Consider the following 16,914-nt stretch of genomic DNA (forward strand, 5'->3'; position numbering starts at 1 on the left):
CATACACGCTGTCGTGAAAAGACTGACCTTGTCGTGCGGCGGCTACCGCCCCGACACCCGAGATCGCCTGTACGACAAAGATGGCCGTGGCCGCTGAGCATGTCGAGCGTTCGGGCGCGACGGAGGGACTCGCGGCACTCCGGGACCGGTGGACACCGTGGTCAGGCACCGCCGATCAGCGCTCGCAACGCCGCACAGTGGCTGTCGTATGCCTGTTGCCCGGCCTTTGTTATCCGGTAGGTCGTGCTGCTCCCGCGGCCGTGACCGTCCTTCACTGAACTGACGTAGCCAGCCGCCTCCAGTGTGGACATCTGTTTAGACAGGTCGGACTCGCTGAGCTGCAGATGGTCCTTGAGGAACCGGAAGGACACCGACGGAGCGTTGGCCAGGACGGCCATGGCCGCCAGGCGTTTGGGCACGTGGATGACCGGATCGAGGTCGTCGATCATTGCAGGCGGGCCCGGGTCCTGGCGGCGGCCACGGAGTAGCGGCGTTCGTAGACGGCCAGGCCGGCGGTCACGAGGACGAATCCGGCGATTGCGGCGGCCGGGATGCCGCCGAGCAGCCAGGCGGCCGCGACGAGTAGCGCGATCACGGGCAGTGCTGCCGCGTATCCGCGCCAGACTCCGGCGATCTCGATGGGCGGCGTGCCCCTGCCCGGCATGGGCAGCGCGCCGTGCCGACGGCGCATCCAGGTGACGAACAGGATCTCGACGGCGATCAGCGCGACCAGCGATCCCACGAACAGGCCGGCGTTCTCGCGCCACCACGTGAACGTGCCGATCATGGCGGCGACCCACGCTCCGACGGACGGGGCATGCCACCACGGGGTGGGCGGGTAGTCGACGTAGGGGGCGGCGGCGCCGCGCTCGGCCGCTTTGAGCTGCTCCGCGACCTCAATACTTTCCATGATGGAAACCATATGCGAATACTTTCCACTTGTGCAAGTGGAAAGTTGACGCCTGGTCGGGGCATGGCGGGACACTTCTCCCGGGCCGTGTCGATCCGCGGGCCGCTCGTTCGACGTGAGGGTGCGAGAGCCGAGAGGCGGCCCGCCGGACAAGGAGATTGCGTTGTCGAAGTACATGCTGATCATGCGGGGCACCGACGAGTCGAACGCGGCCATGATGGCCGACATCGACGAGATGATCGCCAGGTCCCGCCAGTTCATCGAGGACCTGTTCAAGGCGGGCGTCTACGTCGCGGCCGAGGGGCTCGACGATCCGGGCAAGGGCGTCGTGGTCGACTTCAGCGGCGAGGCCCCGGTGGTCACGGACGGGCCGTACGGGGAGACCAAGGAACTGTTCGGGGGCTTCTTCCTGCTCGATGTCGCCTCGAAAGAGGAGGCGGTCGAGTGGGCCAAGCGGGTCCCGGCGCCCCGCGGCGCCAAGGTCGAGGTCCGGCGCGTGCCCGAAAGCGACGAGGTCCCGCAGGTCGACCAGTGATCGTCGAGAACCGGCCCGGACCCGAGCGCGACGGCCGGACCTGATGGGCGCGGCCGATGTCGAGGCCGTCTGGCGGATCGAGTCGGCCCGGATCGTCGCCGCGCTGACCCGGTTCACCGGCGATTTCGGGCTGGCCGAGGACGCGGCCCAGGAGGCGGTGACCGAGGCGCTCGTGTCATGGCCGTCGGCTGCTCCCGCGAATCCGGCCGGCTGGCTGATGGCCACGGCCCGGCGGCGGGCGATCGACGCGATCCGCCGCCGGGCCGCCCTGCGGGACCGGTATGCCCTGCTGGCGGCCGACTCGGCGGTCGACGACGACATCGACCCCGACCGGATCGACGACGGCGTCCTGGCGCTGATGTTCGTCAGCTGCCACCCGGTGCTCTCCCCGGAGGCCCGGGTGGCGCTGACCCTGCGCGTGGTCGCGGGCCTGTCCAGCGAACAGATCGCCCGCGCGTTCCTGGTGCCCGTGCCGACCGTGCAGGCCCGCATCACCCGGGCCAAGAAGACGATCGCGGCGGCCGGGGTGCCGTTCGCGCTGCCGCCGGCCGGCGAGCGCCGGGAGCGGCTGGGCGGCGTGCTCAGCGTCATTTACGTGATCTTCACCGAGGGGTCGACGGCCACGTCGGGCGACCGGCTGCTGCGCACCGACGTCGCGTACGAGGCGGTCCGGCTGGCACGCACGCTGGCCGCGCTGCAGCCGGACGAGCCGGAGGTGCACGGCCTGCTCGCTTTGTGCGAGCTGACGGCCGCGCGCTTCCCTGCCCGGACCGGCCCGGACGGTTCGCCGGTCCTGCTCGCCGACCAGGACCGGCGGCGGTGGGACTTCTCGGCGATCCGCCGGGGGCTGGACGCGCTGACCAGGGCGTCGACGCGCGGGCTCGGCCCCTACGGCCTGCAGGCCGCGATCGCCGCCGCCCACGCCTCGGCGCCGACCGTCGAGGCGACCGACTGGGACCGGATCGTGGTGCTCTACGAGGCGCTCGACCGGATCGCGCCCTCGCCGGTGGTCGAGCTCAACCGGGCGGTCGCCGTGGCGATGGCCTCGGGCCCGGCGCAGGCGCTGGCCATCGTGGACGCGCTGATCGCGTCGAACCGGCTCCCCGGTTCGCACCTGGTGCCGACCGTACGCGGCGAGCTGCTGGCCCGGCTCGGGCGGCGATCGGAGGCGCGCGCCGAGCTGGAGCTGGCCGCCCGGCTGTGCGCCAACCAGCGCGAACGCTCCGTGCTGCTGCGCAAGGCGGCGGCGCTGAGCGGCCCGAGTGACTGACCGGCGAAGGCACGGACCGGCCGTGGACCAGCAGGTCAGGTGACCCGGTAGGCGGTGTAGCGGACGCGGTCGGCCTCGCGGATCGCGGAGGCCACGAACACCGACTGCTCCAGCAGGGCGAGGCGGGGCGCGGAGGTCTCCAGGCGGACGCCGATGCGGAAGTAGTACTCGGACGGGTCGACCGGCTCGCCGCGCAGCAGCGCGCCGAGGACCTCGGGCGGGCCGCTGCGGACGCCGAACGTGCGCAGGTAGACGTGCTCGCCGTCGGCCGTGCGGGCCGAGTAGCGGGTGTCGATCTCGATGGCTCCGTCGGCGCGCACCAGCTGCCAGTCCGCGCCGCCGGGCAGGATCTCCGCGTCGAACAGCCCGTGGACCCACCCGCCGACGATCGGCACGACGCGGCGGTGCCCGGCCCGGGTCACCCCGTGCTCCTCCAGCGGTCCGAGCTGGACTTCCACCTCGAACGCGGGCTCGAGTGCCGGTGTCGGCGCGGTCACGGCTGCCACACCGGCAGGTCGATCCGCGAGGCGCGGGCCGTGGCGTGGGAGATCTCCTGCTCGGACCGCCGGGTGGTCGCCGCGGTCGCGGCGGGTTCGCCGGTGCCGGGGTTGCGGGCATACCGCGGATGGGCTCCGGAGCTGATCTGCACACCGATGCGGTGGCCCGCCGCGAAGCGGTGGAACGTCGGCCACAGCCGCACCTCGACCTCGCGGAAGCCCTCGTCGTCGGGCTCGGGGCCGGTCGCGGCGATGCCGCCGATGCGGCGGATGCCGTCGCAGACGGTCATGGCGCGGCCGTCGGGGTGCACGTCGCAGATGCGTACGAACAGGTCCGCGCTGGGCTGTGAGGAGCGGAACCGGATGCGGGCCACGGGCTCTCCGGCCAGCACGGTCGCGGCGTCCAGCGGGTCGGTGCGGAACACGGTGACGTCGTCGCGGCGCTCGTGGGCGGCGTTGTCGAGCGGGCCGGAGTCCGGTTGCAGGCTCGGGCCGCCGACGGCGGGGGTGGGGTCGTCGGGGTCGTAGGTGTAGCGGGTGACGCCGCCGTCGGGGGCGGCCTGGCTGAGCAGGCCTGATCCGTGCAGGTGCCAGGGCTGCGCGGTGGCGCCGGGTGGCGGCCATGCGGGCAGGTCGTGCCACTGCTCCGCACCGGTGAGGAAGGCGCGCACCGGTGCGAACCGGGTGTTCGGCCCGTTCGCGAGGTGCTCCTTGAGGAACGCGACGGACTCCGACAGCGCCGGGCCGCCCAGTCCGGCGGAGACGTGCCCCCAGGGGCCGATGGTCAGGCGGGGCGGCCGTCCGGCGGCGGCGAGCTGGGCGTGGTTGCGCAGCTGCCACGGCAGGAAGATGTCGTACCAGCCGGTGATCATGTAGACGGGCGCGGTGACGTCGGGCACGGAGGCCGTGTGCGACTGCTGCGTCCAGTACTCGTCGGTGAGCCGCTCGCGGGCGACCCAGTCCTGGTACCAGCCGACCGGGCCGTCGGACGCGACGGTGTCGCCCGCGCTCAGCGGGAGCACGCCGAACGCCTTGGTCAGCTTGGGGTCGGGCCGCAGCATGGCCAGGACCAGCGGGAGGAGGCGCCGCTTGGCCATGCGGTCCATCATCTGCGTCCAGCCGAGCGCGTTGCGCAGCGAGAACGCACCGTTGTCCCAGGTGATGGCGCCGAAGTCGGGCATCGTCGTGATGAGGCAGAGCGCGTCGGGGGCGTTGGCGGGGTCGTCGCGCTGCATCCGTCCGGCCACCGCCCACTGGGTGTAGCCGAGGTAGCTGGGGCCGTAGGTGGCGACCGAGCCGGTGAACCACGGCTGCCGCCGCACCCAGCGGTGCGTCGCGATGCCGTCGCGCTGCTCGTCGAGCTGCGGGTGGAACACGCCGCCCGAGCCCCAGGTGCCGCGGCAGCGCTGCGCCAGCACGGTGAATCCCTCGCGGGCGAGCGCGCGGGCCTGGGTGTCGGTGCTGCGGCGGCCGTACGGTCCGCGCATGACGACGGTCGGCAGGGCCGGCCGGACCTCGCCGACGGGGGTGATCAGGTCGGCGAGCAGCTCGGTGCCGTCGTCCATGGGCACCCGCAGGTCCTTGCGGACCGTGATGTCGTAGGGGCCTGGCACGACCCCTTTGATCATCCGGGCTTGCATCCATCGGGAGAGCCGCTGGCTGAACGTGGTCATGGCGCGTCCTCGGGGGTGGGGGAGGCGGACGGGTGCCGGCGCTGCGCGGCGAGCGCGGCGCGGAGCCGTTCGAGTGCCGGCACCGCGGCGGCGAGCGCGGCACGGTCGCCGGCGGGCAGGGTGGCCGCGGCGGTCGCGATCAGCCTTGCGCTGGCGCGGTCGAAGCGGTCGAACAGGTCGAGCGCCTTGGCGGAGGCGGCGACGGTGACGTGGCGGCGGTCGTCGGTGCGCTGGCTGCGGGCGATGAGGCCGGCGGTCTCCATGGTGCGCAGCAGGTTGCTGACCGTCGGGCGGCTCATGCCCAGGCGGGTGGCGAGTTCGCCGGGTGTCGTGGCGGTGCCCGCGGGCAGGGCCCGGATGATCTCGATCTGCGCGTCGGGGATCTCGGGCAGGTCCTCGGCGGCGCGTGCCGCGGCCAGCAGCGTGCGCCGCAGCGGTGAGATGACCGCTGCCAGGTGTGCCGGGTCCAGGGTGCTCATCGCGCCGGGTCCGGCGGGGTCAGCGAGGGGCGGGTGTTGAGGGCGTCGGGATGGAATCCGGCGGCCCGCTTGTAGCCGGTGGCGATCTCGGTGAGCTCGTCCGCGGAGATGACGTCGTGGATGTCGTCGAAGCCGCCGGGTGCCCGTTCGTGGGCGAGGACCATGACCTGCTCAGGCCCCTGGCGGCGGTTGCTCAGCACGAGCGTGGTGGTGGCGGGGCGGCGGTCCGCCTCGTACGCGGCGAGCGCCTGCTCGGTCGTGGGCGCGGTGGCGAGGTGGTAGGCGAGCGTGCGCGCGTCGAGGATCGCCTGGGAGGCTCCGTTGGAGCCGTTGGGGTACATGGGGTGGGCGGCGTCGCCGAGCAGGGTCGAGTGCCCGTGGGTCCACCGGTCGATCGGGTCGCGGTCGACCATCGGGTATTCGAGGATCTCGTCGGCGGCCGCGATGACGGCGGGCACGTCGAGCCAGTCGAAGCGCCAGTCGCGGAACAGGTCGAGCACCGGGGCGGGGTCGACGGCGCGGTTCCAGTCGGCGGTCGCGCCGGCCATGCCGCCGGTGCGGCGCTCGGCGATGAAGTTGACGGGCACGTGTCCGGCGGCGTCGGGTGCGCCGACCGGGTAGGCGACGAACTTCTGCGCGCCGTCCCCCGCCATGATCATGGTGCGTCCGTCGAGGTAGGCGGGGACCGTGGCGGTGCCCCGCCACAGGGTCAGCCCGTTCCAGACGGGGTCGCCCTCGTCGGGGTGGTGCTGGCGGCGCAGCGCGGAGTGGATGCCGTCGGCCCCGATGACGAGTCCGGCCTCGACGCGGACCTCGCCGTCGGCCGTGTCGAAGATCGCGAGGTCGGTGTGCGGGCCGTGCTCGACCGCGGTGAGCCGGTGTCCGGGCCGGACGGTGTCCGCGCCGAGGCGCTCGCGGACCGCGTCGAGCAGGGCGAGTTGGAGGCGTCCGCGGTACACCGACAGCTGCGGCCAGCGGTAGCCGGCGTCCAGTCCACGCGGCTCGCGCCAGATCGGCTGGCCGAACCGGTTGAAGTAGGCCAGGGTGCCGGGGGCCGTGCCGAGTTCCGCGACGCGTTCGCCGAGCCCCAGCTCGCTCAGCTCGCGGACGGCGTGGGGGAGCAGGTTGATGCCGACGCCGAGCGGGCGCAGCTCGGCGACGCGGTCGAACACGCGGATGTCGCGGAATCCGGCCTGGCGCAGGCTCAGCGCGGCGGTGAGCCCGCCGATGCCCGCACCGATGATCACGATCGTCATGCTGACTCCCGTCGGTCCGCGAGTGGCCCACATAGTTTTGGAACAAAGCTAATGCGATGTCAAGGGCGCCGCCGCTTGACCTCGCCCCAAGGGCACGCCGCAGACTGGCCGGGTGACACGGGATCACCTGCTGGCGGGAGAGTTCGGGGCGGCGGCGCGGCTGTCGCCGAAAGCGCTGCGCCTGTACGCCGAGCAGGGCCTGCTCCCGCCCGCGTGGGTGGACCCGGCCACCGGATACCGCTACTACACCCCGGATCAGCTGCCCCGCGCCCGCCTGGTCGCCCGGCTGCGCCGCCTGGGCCTGCCGCTGGCCCGGATCGCCGTGCTGGCCGACCTGAGCCCGCAGGACCGGGCGCTGGAACTACGCGGCTGGCTGCACGCCCAGCGCAGCCTGCTCGACGACCGGGCCGCGGTGGTGGAGGCCGTGCAGGGCTCCTCTGCCGACACCGGGCTCGCCGACGCGGTGGCGGTGCGGGAGGTGCCCGCGGTGAAGGTCCTCGGCCGCCGGCACCGGATCGACTCCACCGCGCTACTCGGCTTCACCGCCGCGGCCGACCGGGACGTCCGCGCTCACCTGCGGGCCTCGGGCCTGCCGGCCGACGGCCGCCGGTACACGTTCTTCGAGGATCTGATCACCCCGGACAGTGACGGGCACGTCGAGGTGGCGGTCGCCTGCGCCGGCAGCGTCGAACCGGTCGGTGACCTGCACATCCGGCTGGTGCCGGCGCACACCGCGGTGTACCTGCCTGTGCCGCCCGGCTACGAGGACCTGCCCCTGGTCCTCCGCGTCTACGACGCGATCGAGGCATGGACCGACGCCCGCCCCGGCGTCGTCTGCACCGGCCACCCCTACGAGATCTGTCCCGGCACCGGCACGCGCTTCGACGTCGCGTACCCGGTCACCGTCCACTGAGCGAGAGGCTTCCCGTGCGTCACCTTCCCTACGTGGGCAGCGGCCCCTACTGCTACAGCAACTCGTTCGCCATGCTGCTCGGCGCGCGGTCGCCGTCGACCGCGGTCATCGAGGTCGCCACCGGCGGCCCGTTCGGCATGCAGCTCATCGGCGGCAAGCTGGTGTTCTTCGACGCCTACGGGTGGGATCCCGAGCAGGGCTTCGACCAGGCGCTGTCGGCGATCGGCTGGACCTCGACGGTCGGCAAGGGCGGCGACGCCGACGCGGCGCTGGCCCGCCTCACGGCTGCCGTGCGGCGGGGGCCGGTGTGGGTCGGCCCCGTCGAGATGGGACACCTGCGCCACCAGCCCGAGATGACGGGTCCGATCGGGGCCGATCACTTCGTGGTCGCGCTGGACGTCGACGACGAGCGGGTGCTGGTGCACGATCCGCACGGGTATCCGTACGCCGAGGTGCCGGTCGAGGACTTCATGACGGCGTGGCGGGCCGAGACGATCAGCTACGGCGACCCGTACACGATGCGCACCGACTTCGTGCAGGTCGCCGAGGTCAGCGACGCCGACGCGATCCGGTCGGTCATCCCGGCCGCGCTCGGCTGGCTGTCGCTGCGCACCGACGTGGAGATGCCGCCCGGCAGCCTCGGCAACGGTGCCGCCGCCGAGCGGGTCGCCGAGCTGGTCGAGGCGGGTGCCGGGGACGGGCTGCGCGAGCACCTCATGTACTTCGCGATCCGGGTCGGCGCCCGCCGGCTCAGCGACACCGCCGACTGCCTGCTGCTGGCCGGATACGACAAGGCCGCCGGGATCGCCGCGGAGCAGGCCCGGCTCGTCGGGTCGCTGCAGCGCCCGATCGTGGCCAAGGACTTCCCGGCCGCGGCGGCCGCTCTGCGGCGGCTCGCCCCCACCTACGACCTGCTGCGCGCGGCTCTCGAATGACCGGGGGCGGGCGGACCGGGTGGTCCGCCCGCCGTGCCCGCGGGCGGCGCGGTCAGGCCGCCTTCGTGGTGTCGCCGAGGGCCTGGTCGAGGATTTCCAGACCGAGGGCCAGCTCGTCGCGGGTCGCGGTCAGCGGCGGCGCGATGCGGAACGTGCCGCCCATGCCGGCCAGCTGGACCACGTTCAGGTGCAGGCCGAGCTCCAGGCAGCGGCGGGTGACCTGCGCGCCCAGCGCGTCCGCGCCCTGCTTGGTCTTCCGGTCGACGACGAGTTCGAGGCCCTGCATCAGCCCGCGCCCGCGCACGTCCCCGACGACCTCGTGCCGCTGCTGGAGCTGCAGCAGGCCGTCGCGCAGGAACGCGCCCAGTTCCCGGGCCCGCACCTCCAGCTGCTCGGACTGCAGGACGTCGAGCACGGTGTTGCCGACGGCGGCGACGAGCGGGTCCGACACGTGCGTGGTGTAGAACAGGTAACCGCGCTCGTGGGCCCGCTGCTCGATCTCGGCGCTGGTGATCACGGCGGCCAGCGGCAGCCCGGCGCCGAGGGTCTTGGACAGGGTGAGGATGTCGGGCACGATGCCGTCGCGCTGGAACGCGTACCAGTCGCCGGTGCGGCACAGCCCGGTCTGCGCCTCGTCGACGATCAGCAGCATGCCGCGCTCGCGGCACTTGGCGGCCAGCGCGGCGAAGTAGCCCGGCGGCGGTTCGATGACGCCGCCGGAGCTGAGGATCGGCTCGACGATGCAGGCCGCGAGGCTGCCCGACGACTGGGCGTCGATCATCGCGAAGCCGTGGTCGAGTTGCCGCCGCCAGTCGAACTCTCCGTCGGCGGTGGTGAAGTCGGGACGGTACGGGTTCGGCGTCGGGATCGCGAAGTTGCCCGGTGCCGTCGGCCCGTAGCCCTGGTGGCCGGCACTGTACGTCGCCGCGGCTGCGGCACCGGTCATGCCGTGCCACGACCGGGCGAACGCGACGATCTCGTGCTTGCCGGTGACGAGCTTGGCCATGCGGATGGCCGCCTCGTTCGACTCGGCCCCGGTCGTCAGCAGCAGCACTTTGTCCAGCGGCGCGGGCAGCGACTCGGCGAGCCGGCGCGCGAGGTCCACCACCGGGCGCGACAGCATGCCGCTGAACAGGTGGTCCAGGCTCGCGACCTGCTGCTGCACCGTGGCCACGATCGCCGGATGGCAGTGGCCGAGGATGGCGCTCATCTGGCCTGAGGTGAAGTCGAGGATCCGCCGGCCGTCGGCGGTGTACACGAAGCTCCCGGCCGCCCGCTCGATGATCTCGGGGGTGAACGGCCCGCCGTATCGCACCAGGTGGCGCTCCGCGTCGGACCAGAACTGCTCAGTGGTCGCCTGTTCGCTCGTCAGCGTCATGTCCTCACGATATGGACCGCCGCTGTGCGCGAAAAGCGCCGATGTCCGGCTAGCCTGTGCGTCATCTGCGCACAAGGAGGTCCGATGCGGCTGAACACCTCCCGCCTGGAGATGCTTCATCTCCTGGACAGCCTCGGCACGGTGCGGGCCGTCGCCGCGGCGCTGCACCTGAGCCCGTCTGCGGTGTCGGCGCAGCTCGCGGTGCTGGAGGCGGAGACCCGCGCCGAGCTCCTGCAGCGGGTCGGCCGCCGGGTGCGGCTCACGGCCGCCGGCCGCACCCTGGCGCGGCACGCCCGGGTCATCCTCGACCAGGTCAAGGCCGCCGAGGCAGACCTGCGCGACCTGTCCGGACAGCCGGCGGGTCCGGTGCGCCTGGCCGCGTTCTCCAGCGCCGTCCGGACGCTGGTCATCCCGCTCGCCGCCCGGCTGCGGCGCACGCACCCCCGCATCGAGCTGGAGGTCAGCGAGCTCGACCCGCAGGACAGCCGGCCGGCGCTGCGCCGCGGCGACTGCGACGTCATCGTGACCGCGGACTTCAGCGACGGATCGGCGCCCCTCGACCCCGACGTGCACACCGTCCCGCTGCTCGCCGACGCCATCGTGCTGGTGACGTCGCAGGACCAGGCCGGGCCGGACGCGCCCGTGGACCTGGCCGACTTCGCCGCGGCGGCCTGGTCGGTGGACCTGCCCGGGACGTACCTGTCGCGCCTGGTGTCGAGCAGCTGCCGGCAGGCCGGCTTCGAGCCGGTCGTGGCCGGTCGTTTCAGCAGCTACGACCTGTTGCTGGCGCACGTCGAAGCAGGGCTGTCCGTGTCACTGCTGCCCGAGCTGGCGGTGGACGGCAGATACCGGGTGGCGACCCGCGCGCTGCGGGAACCACTGACCCGCCAGGTGTACGCGGCCGTGCGCGGCCGGTCGGCACCGACCGCGGCCGCCCGCATCGTGCTGGACGAGCTGCGCGACCTGTCGGCGTCGCTCCACGCGTGAGACCGTCCGCGGTCGCCCGCCCGGCCCGCCCGCGATCGTTCGACTCGCCCGCCCAGGATCGCCCGCCTGCCCGCCCATGATCGGCGGCCGTGTTCAAGCTGGCGGCGGGCGAGTCGGGTCGGGTGTGCCCGGCTGGCGGACGGGAATGCCGCGAGTGAGGAAGAGCGCGGCGAGCGCGATCAGCGCCAGCAGGCCCAGCGCCGCGCGCAGGCCGTCGAGCCGGGACTGCTCGTTCTGCGCCACGGCCGCGGCCGCGGTGGACGGGGCCACGCCGGCGTCGGCGAGCGCCGCGGCCAGCTGCTCGTTGGACAGGAACGGGATGCCTGCCGCCAGCTGCACCTGGGCCTGTGCGGACACGTCGGCGGGGATGGCCGGATTGGCCTGGACGCCGGTCAGGAACGACGTGGTCAGCCCGGAGATGAGCACCGCGCCGGCCAGCGCGGTGCCGATGGAGGCGCCCAGGTTGGTCACGGTGTTCTGCAGGCCGCCGACCTCGGCGCTGCGCTCGTCGGGCACCGCCGACACGGTGACGCTGCCCAGCTGGGACGCCAGTGCGCCGACGCCGAGCCCGGCCAGCAGCAGCGGCCCGGTGACGATCGCCGGACCGGCGCCGACCTCCAGCGCGGCGGCGAGCGCGACGATGCCGGCGAACAGGGCCGCGAAACCGACCTGCACCACCCGCCGGGGGGACACGTTCGGCAGGAACTTGGGCACGCCCACGGCGGCGAGCAGCAGCGTCACCGACAGGGGAAGGATGCGCAGCCCGGTCTCGATCGCGGACAGGCCGAGGGCCACCGACAGGTAGAGCGGGACGGTGAAGAACAGGCCCGCCTGGAGCAGGTACTGGAACAGGAACGAGGTGAGGCCGCCGCGGAGCAGCCGGTTGCCGAGCAGGGTGGGGTCCAGCAGCACCGGCTGTCCCCGGCGCAGGCGGGCGCGCTCGCGGGACAGGAACCAGCGCAGCACCAGCCCGCCCGCGATGACCAGCCAGAACACCGGGGACAGACCGAGCCACGCCGGCCCGCCGGGTTTGGGGTTGACGAAGCCCCAGGTGCCGCCGCGCAGGATGCCGAAGACGATCAACACCAGGCCCAGGCCGGACAGGACGGTGCCGCCGATGTCCAGCCGGGTGGCGCGGTCGGGTGGCAGGTCGCGCATCCGGCGGGTCAGCAGCAGGATGCCCAGGACCACGACGACCTCGCCGGCGAAGACCCACCGCCAGGAGGCGTACGTGGTGAGCAGCCCGCCGATCAGCGGTCCGACCGCGACGGCGATCGCGCCGAACGCGGCGACCAGGCCGTACGCGCGGGGGCGTTGGGTGCGGTCGAAGTTGGACGCGACCAGCGCCACGATGGCGGGCAGGATGAGCGCGGCGCCCACGCCTTCCAGCAGCGACCAGCCGAGGAGCAGCACGGTGAGGTTGGGGGCCAGGGCGGTGGTCAGCGATCCGGCTCCGTAGATCACGCAGCCGATCGCGAAGGCGCGCTTGTAGCTGACGATCTGGCCGATCTTCCCGCCGGTGATCATCAGCGCCGCCATGACCAGGGTGTACATGGTGATCGCGGTCTGGATGCCGGTGACGGTGGTGCCCACGTCCTCGGCGACCGTCGCGATCGACACGTTCATGACCGAGCTGTCGAGTGTCATCAGGAACTGGCCGCACGCCAGGGTGAGCAGTACGGTCCCGGTCGCGACCTGGCGATCGGGTGATGTCGGGGCCATGACCCGCTCCTCCGCGCTCGGTCCTGCCGGGCCGATTTGACGAGTGTTCATCCTATATGCCCCTTGTCGGGCCCGGTTCCGGACGCGGTCGACGCCTCACGAAAACCCGTCGTGATGCGTGCCTCCACGTACCTCGGCCGTAATCCAACCGTGACCTGGCGTCCATTGACCTTGGCTCGCAATCGTCGAATTATGTGAGCGTTCACAAGCCCGTAATCTGCGAAAGTCGCGGGTTACCGAAAAAGTTTGTGAGCGCTCACAGCCTGCCGCCTGACCTGGCGCGGCGGGCCGTTCCCGTCGGGAGAAGGAGCGACATGAAGATCCCAAGACTGGCCGCCGCCGCGCTCGGCCTGATCGTGGCCACGAGCCTCGCCGCCTGCGGTTCGAGCACCAAGACCACTGACCAGGAGCAGGCCGGCGGCACGCAGGGCGCGCTGGTCGGCGTGACGATGCCGACCAAGTCCTCCGAGCGGTGGATCCACGACGGCGACAACGTCAAGTCCCAGCTCGAGGCGCTGGGCTACAAGGTCGACCTGCAGTACGCCGAGAACGACATCCCGACGCAGGTCAACCAGATCGAGAACCAGATCACCAAGGGCGCGAAGCTGCTGATCATCGCCTCGATCGACGGCACGGCGATCACCACGCAGCTGCAGCAGGCGGCCGACAAGAAGATCCCGGTCATCGCCTACGACCGCCTGATCCGCAACTCGCCCAACGTCGACTACTACGCCACGTTCGACAACTACAAGGTCGGCGTGCAGCAGGCGACCTCCCTGCTGGTCGGCCTGGGCCTGAAGAAGGCGGACGGCTCCGACGGCACCGCCAAGGGCCCGTTCAACATCGAGCTGTTCGCCGGCTCGCCCGACGACAACAATGCGACCTTCTTCTTCAACGGCGCGATGGACACCCTCAAGCCGTACCTGGACAAGGGCACGCTGGTCGTCAAGAGCAAGGAGACCGAGTTCAAGACCGTCGCGATCCTGCGCTGGAACCCCGAGACCGCGCAGAAGCGCATGGAAGACCTGCTCACCAAGACCTACGCCAAGGGCGACAAGGTGCAGGGCGTGCTGTCGCCCTACGACGGTCTGTCCATCGGCATCCTCTCCGCGCTCAAGACCAGCGGCTACGGCACCGCCAACCAGCCCTACCCGGTGGTGACCGGGCAGGACGCCGAGGTCGCCTCGGTCAAGTCGATCATCGCGAGCGAGCAGTACGCCACGATCTACAAGGACACCCGGGAGCTGGCGAAGGTCACCGTGAAGATGGCCGACGCCGTGCTCAAGGGCGGCAAGCCGGAGGTCAACAACACCAAGGACTACGACAACGGCAAGAAGGTCGTCCCGTCGTACCTGCTCGAGCCGATCATCGTCTACAAGGACAACTACAAGGCGACGCTGATCGACACCGGCTACTACACCGCGGACCAGCTGAAGTAGCACCGCCGCGCCAGCCCGGCCGGTCACCCCGGCCGGGCCGGCGCCCCGTCAACCGGAGGAGGACGACCTTGACCGACGTGATCCTGCAGATGCGTCACATCACCAAGACGTTCCCGGGGGTCACCGCCCTCAACGACGTCAACCTCACGGTCCGCCGCGGCGAGATCCACGCGATCTGCGGCGAGAACGGCGCCGGCAAGTCCACCCTGATGAAGGTCCTGTCGGGCGTACACCCGCATGGCGACTACAGCGGTGAGATCACCCTGGACGGCGAGCCCTGCCGGTTCTCCGGCATCCGCGACAGCGAACGCCTCGGGATCGTGATCATCCACCAGGAGCTGGCGCTGTGCCCGAACCTGTCGATCGCGGAGAACATCTTCCTCGGCAACGAGCGCGCCCCGGGCGGCGTCGTGAACTGGAACCGCACCAACGCGGAAGCCGCCGAACTGATGCGGCGCGTGGGGTTGCACGAGAACCCGACCACGCCCGCGATGGACCTCGGCGTCGGCAAGCAGCAACTGGTCGAGATCGCCAAGGCGCTGTCCAAACGGGTGCGCCTGCTCATCCTCGACGAGCCGACCGCGGCGCTCAACGACGAGGACTCCGGGCACCTGCTCGACCTGCTCCGCGGCCTGCGCGACCAGGGCATCACCTGCGTCATCATCTCGCACAAGCTCAACGAGATCCGGGCGATCGCCGACACGACCACGATCCTGCGCGACGGCCGGACCATCGAGACCCTCGACATGGCCGCCGACGTCACCGAGGACCGCATCATCGCCGGCATGGTCGGCCGCGACCTGGAGCACCGCTTCCCCGAACACGAGCCGAGCATCGGCGAGGAGGTGCTGCGCATCGAGGACTGGACCGTGCACAGCCCCACCCAGCACGGCCGGGTCGTGGTCTCCGGGGCGAACCTCAGCCTGCGCCGCGGCGAGATCGTGGGCCTGGCCGGGCTGATGGGCGCCGGGCGCACCGAGCTCGCCATGAGCGTCTTCGGCCGCAGCTACGGCATCGGCATCTCCGGCCGGATCTTCAAAGACGGCCGCGAGATCCGCCTGAGGACCGTCGGCGACGCGATCCGCCACGGCATCGCGTACGCCACCGAGGACCGCAAACGCTACGGCCTCAACCTGATCGAGGACATCAAGCGCAACGTGTCCGCAGCGGGGCTGAACAAGCTGGCCACCCGCGGCTGGATCCACGACAACGAGGAGTACCGCGTCGCCGACGGTTACCGGCTCGGTATGAACATCAAGGCCCCGAACGTCTCGGCGGTCACCGGCAAGCTCAGCGGCGGCAACCAGCAGAAGGTCGTGCTGTCGAAGTGGCTGTTCACCGACGCAGACGTGCTCATCCTCGACGAACCCACCCGCGGCATCGACGTGGGCGCCAAGTACGAGATCTACTCGATCATCAACCACATGGCCGACCAGGGCAAAGCCGTGCTGGTCATCTCCTCCGAACTGCCTGAGCTGCTGGGGGTCTGCGACCGCATCTACGCGATGTCCGCCGGCCGGATCACCGGCCAGGTCACCCGCGAGCAGGCCACCCCGGAGCGGCTCATGCAGTTCATGACCAAGGTGAAGGAGCAGTAACCCCATGACCAGTGTCGGCCCCACGACCGGCCCGGCCACCGCAGTGCCGGCGGCGACCGCGAGCGACCTCGCGGCGTCCCAGGCACCGGACCGATTCGGCGGTCGGCTCTTCTCGGCCAACCTGCGCCAGAACGGCATCTACATCGCGTTCGCGCTGATCATCGCGCTGTTCGCGTTCCTCACCGACGGAGACCTGCTCGCGCCGCAGAACATCTCCAACCTGGTGGTGCAGAACTCCTACATCCTGATCCTCGCCATCGGCATGATCCTGATCATCATCGCCGGGCACATCGACCTGTCCGCAGGTTCGGTCGTCGCCGTCACCGGCGCGATCTCGGCAGTACTCATGGTCAACAACGACGTGCCCTGGCCGCTGGCGATCCTCATCACGCTGATCTGCGGCGGCCTGATCGGCGCCTGGCAGGGCTACTGGGTCGCGTACTTCGGCATCCCCGCGTTCATCGTGACCCTGGCCGGCATGCTCGTGTTCCGGGCGCTGACCCTCGCCGTGCTGGGCAACCAGGGCATCGGCCCGTTCCCCGACGAGGTCCGCACGATCGCCAACGGCTTCATGCCGACCTACCTGGGCAACATCGGCCTCGGGCCGCTCGACGGCGCCGACCTGTTCACCCTGCTGCTCGGCGTCGCGTTCGTCGCCGGAATCGTGATCACGCAGTGGCGCGCCCGGGCCGGCCGCGTGCGCTACGGCCAGAGCGTCGAACCGACCGCGCTGTTCGTCACCAAGCTCGCCGTCGCCGCCATCGTCGTGATGACCGTCATCGTGCAGCTCGCCCGGTTCAAGAACCTGCCGTGGGTGCTGGTGCTGCTGGCGGCGCTGGTCCTGGCGTACTCCCTGCTCACCGACCGGGTCGTGTTCGGCCGCCACATCTACGCCATCGGCGGCAACCTCAACGCGGCCACCCTGTCCGGCATCAAGGTCAAGTCGGTCACGTTCTGGCTGTTCGTCAACATGGGCGTGCTCGCGTCGATCGCGGGCATCGTCTTCGCCGGGCGGCTCAACCAGGCCGGGCCGACCGCCGGAAACAGCTTCGAACTCGACGCCATCGCCGCCGCGTTCATCGGCGGCGCGGCCGTGCAGGGCGGTGTCGGCCGGGTGGTCGGCGCGATCACCGGCGGGCTCATCATGGGCGTCATCAACAACGGCATGTCCCTGATGAGCGCGCCGAGCGAGCGGGTGATGCTGTTCAAGGGCCTGGTGCTGCTGGCCGCCGTCGCGTTCGACGTCTTCGCCAAACGCCGCGCCGGCACCGCCCGCTGAGACCGGGAGACGGGGCTGCCGCCGCACGGCGGCGGCCCCGGCC

At 71.6% G+C, this 16,914-nt stretch carries 16 protein-coding genes; 8 read left to right on the forward strand and 8 right to left on the reverse strand.

The annotated features are described in order from the left end of the window. Positions 1 to 161 precede the first annotated feature (161 nt). Together HAV39_RS38860 and HAV39_RS38865 are read right to left on the reverse strand one after the other, a co-directional pair. Positions 162 to 449 (reverse strand): winged helix-turn-helix domain-containing protein, encoded by a 288-nt coding sequence (locus HAV39_RS38860; protein WP_191844105.1) that lies wholly within the window; start codon positions 447 to 449, stop codon positions 162 to 164. Then, positions 446 to 910 (reverse strand): hypothetical protein, encoded by a 465-nt coding sequence (locus HAV39_RS38865; protein ID WP_191844106.1) that lies wholly within the window; start codon positions 908 to 910, stop codon positions 446 to 448. The genes HAV39_RS38860 and HAV39_RS38865 overlap by 4 nt, the downstream gene beginning before the upstream one ends. Before the next feature lie 163 nt (positions 911 to 1,073). Between HAV39_RS38865 and HAV39_RS38870 the strand changes: the two genes are divergently transcribed. Then, positions 1,074 to 1,445, forward strand: a complete 372-nt coding sequence (locus HAV39_RS38870) for a YciI family protein (protein ID WP_191844107.1) — start codon at positions 1,074 to 1,076, stop codon at positions 1,443 to 1,445. Between the two features lie 43 nt (positions 1,446 to 1,488). After that, positions 1,489 to 2,715, forward strand: coding sequence for an RNA polymerase sigma factor (locus tag HAV39_RS38875; RefSeq protein ID WP_191844108.1), 1,227 nt, complete (start codon positions 1,489 to 1,491; stop codon positions 2,713 to 2,715). A 35-nt stretch (positions 2,716 to 2,750) separates the two neighbouring features. Here the strand turns inward: HAV39_RS38875 and HAV39_RS38880 are convergent, their stop codons facing one another. Genes HAV39_RS38880 through HAV39_RS38895 form a run of 4 tightly spaced genes read right to left on the reverse strand, consistent with a single transcriptional unit; the run spans position 2,751 to position 6,620 of the window. Beyond that, positions 2,751 to 3,212: a DUF3237 domain-containing protein gene (locus HAV39_RS38880; protein ID WP_191844109.1), complete on the reverse strand. Its 462-nt coding sequence runs from the start codon at positions 3,210 to 3,212 to the stop codon at positions 2,751 to 2,753. After that, positions 3,209 to 4,885: a CocE/NonD family hydrolase gene (locus HAV39_RS38885; protein ID WP_191844110.1), complete on the reverse strand. Its 1,677-nt coding sequence runs from the start codon at positions 4,883 to 4,885 to the stop codon at positions 3,209 to 3,211. The genes HAV39_RS38880 and HAV39_RS38885 overlap by 4 nt, the downstream gene beginning before the upstream one ends. Next, entirely contained in the window at positions 4,882 to 5,364 is a 483-nt protein-coding gene (locus HAV39_RS38890) for a MarR family winged helix-turn-helix transcriptional regulator (RefSeq protein ID WP_191844111.1), read from the reverse strand. The genes HAV39_RS38885 and HAV39_RS38890 overlap by 4 nt, the downstream gene beginning before the upstream one ends. Continuing rightward, on the reverse strand, positions 5,361 to 6,620 hold the full coding sequence (locus HAV39_RS38895; RefSeq protein ID WP_191844112.1) for a flavin-dependent oxidoreductase: 1,260 nt from the start codon (positions 6,618 to 6,620) through the stop codon (positions 5,361 to 5,363). The genes HAV39_RS38890 and HAV39_RS38895 overlap by 4 nt, the downstream gene beginning before the upstream one ends. A gap of 112 nt (positions 6,621 to 6,732) precedes the next feature. Here HAV39_RS38895 and HAV39_RS38900 point away from each other — a divergent pair, with 112 nt between their 5' ends. Beyond that, positions 6,733 to 7,533, forward strand: coding sequence for a MerR family transcriptional regulator (locus HAV39_RS38900; protein WP_191844113.1), 801 nt, complete (start codon positions 6,733 to 6,735; stop codon positions 7,531 to 7,533). Positions 7,534 to 7,565: 32 nt separating this feature from the next. Continuing rightward, complete coding sequence (locus HAV39_RS38905) at positions 7,566 to 8,468, forward strand: cysteine peptidase family C39 domain-containing protein (protein ID WP_239120880.1); 903 nt, start codon at positions 7,566 to 7,568, stop codon at positions 8,466 to 8,468. Between the two features lie 52 nt (positions 8,469 to 8,520). Here the strand turns inward: HAV39_RS38905 and HAV39_RS38910 are convergent, their stop codons facing one another. Beyond that, positions 8,521 to 9,846 (reverse strand): aspartate aminotransferase family protein, encoded by a 1,326-nt coding sequence (locus HAV39_RS38910; RefSeq protein ID WP_191844115.1) that lies wholly within the window; start codon positions 9,844 to 9,846, stop codon positions 8,521 to 8,523. 84 nt (positions 9,847 to 9,930) lie between these two features. On the opposite strand from HAV39_RS38910, the gene HAV39_RS38915 reads away from it, so the two are divergent. Continuing rightward, positions 9,931 to 10,833, forward strand: a complete 903-nt coding sequence (locus HAV39_RS38915; RefSeq protein ID WP_191844116.1) for a LysR family transcriptional regulator — start codon at positions 9,931 to 9,933, stop codon at positions 10,831 to 10,833. A gap of 93 nt (positions 10,834 to 10,926) precedes the next feature. Here HAV39_RS38915 and HAV39_RS38920 read toward each other — a convergent pair whose 3' ends face one another. Next, positions 10,927 to 12,555: an MFS transporter gene (locus tag HAV39_RS38920; RefSeq protein WP_191844117.1), complete on the reverse strand. Its 1,629-nt coding sequence runs from the start codon at positions 12,553 to 12,555 to the stop codon at positions 10,927 to 10,929. A 314-nt stretch (positions 12,556 to 12,869) separates the two neighbouring features. On the opposite strand from HAV39_RS38920, the gene chvE reads away from it, so the two are divergent. From chvE to mmsB, 3 genes are all read left to right on the forward strand, one after another. Then, positions 12,870 to 13,994 carry a multiple monosaccharide ABC transporter substrate-binding protein gene (gene chvE, locus HAV39_RS38925; protein WP_191844118.1) on the forward strand — a complete coding sequence of 375 codons (1,125 nt, stop codon included), beginning with the start codon at positions 12,870 to 12,872 and terminating at the stop codon, positions 13,992 to 13,994. A gap of 68 nt (positions 13,995 to 14,062) precedes the next feature. Next, a complete protein-coding gene (gene mmsA / locus HAV39_RS38930) occupies positions 14,063 to 15,592 on the forward strand; it encodes a multiple monosaccharide ABC transporter ATP-binding protein (RefSeq protein ID WP_191844119.1) in 1,530 nt (509 codons plus the stop codon). A 4-nt stretch (positions 15,593 to 15,596) separates the two neighbouring features. Then, complete coding sequence (gene mmsB / locus HAV39_RS38935) at positions 15,597 to 16,871, forward strand: multiple monosaccharide ABC transporter permease (protein WP_120315076.1); 1,275 nt, start codon at positions 15,597 to 15,599, stop codon at positions 16,869 to 16,871. Positions 16,872 to 16,914 lie beyond the last annotated feature (43 nt).

Origin of the sequence: Catellatospora chokoriensis, from assembly GCF_011297315.1 — a bacterium.
GTDB classification, from domain to species: Bacteria; Actinomycetota; Actinomycetes; order Mycobacteriales; family Micromonosporaceae; genus Catellatospora; species Catellatospora citrea.

What these genes read in the sequence shown, in the direction of transcription:
- HAV39_RS38885 (WP_191844110.1), bottom strand. Translation starts at nt 4,885, where the DNA reads ATGACCACGTTCAGCCAGCGGCTCTCCCGATGGATGCAAGCCCGGATG.
- HAV39_RS38890 (WP_191844111.1), bottom strand. Translation starts at nt 5,364, where the DNA reads ATGAGCACCCTGGACCCGGCACACCTGGCAGCGGTCATCTCACCGCTG.
- mmsB (WP_120315076.1), top strand. Translation starts at nt 15,597, where the DNA reads ATGACCAGTGTCGGCCCCACGACCGGCCCGGCCACCGCAGTGCCGGCG.
- HAV39_RS38920 (WP_191844117.1), bottom strand. Translation starts at nt 12,555, where the DNA reads ATGGCCCCGACATCACCCGATCGCCAGGTCGCGACCGGGACCGTACTG.
- HAV39_RS38915 (WP_191844116.1), top strand. Translation starts at nt 9,931, where the DNA reads ATGCGGCTGAACACCTCCCGCCTGGAGATGCTTCATCTCCTGGACAGC.
- HAV39_RS38895 (WP_191844112.1), bottom strand. Translation starts at nt 6,620, where the DNA reads ATGACGATCGTGATCATCGGTGCGGGCATCGGCGGGCTCACCGCCGCG.
- HAV39_RS38910 (WP_191844115.1), bottom strand. Translation starts at nt 9,846, where the DNA reads ATGACGCTGACGAGCGAACAGGCGACCACTGAGCAGTTCTGGTCCGAC.
- chvE (WP_191844118.1), top strand. Translation starts at nt 12,870, where the DNA reads ATGAAGATCCCAAGACTGGCCGCCGCCGCGCTCGGCCTGATCGTGGCC.
- HAV39_RS38875 (WP_191844108.1), top strand. Translation starts at nt 1,489, where the DNA reads ATGGGCGCGGCCGATGTCGAGGCCGTCTGGCGGATCGAGTCGGCCCGG.
- HAV39_RS38865 (WP_191844106.1), bottom strand. Translation starts at nt 910, where the DNA reads ATGGAAAGTATTGAGGTCGCGGAGCAGCTCAAAGCGGCCGAGCGCGGC.
- HAV39_RS38860 (WP_191844105.1), bottom strand. Translation starts at nt 449, where the DNA reads ATGATCGACGACCTCGATCCGGTCATCCACGTGCCCAAACGCCTGGCG.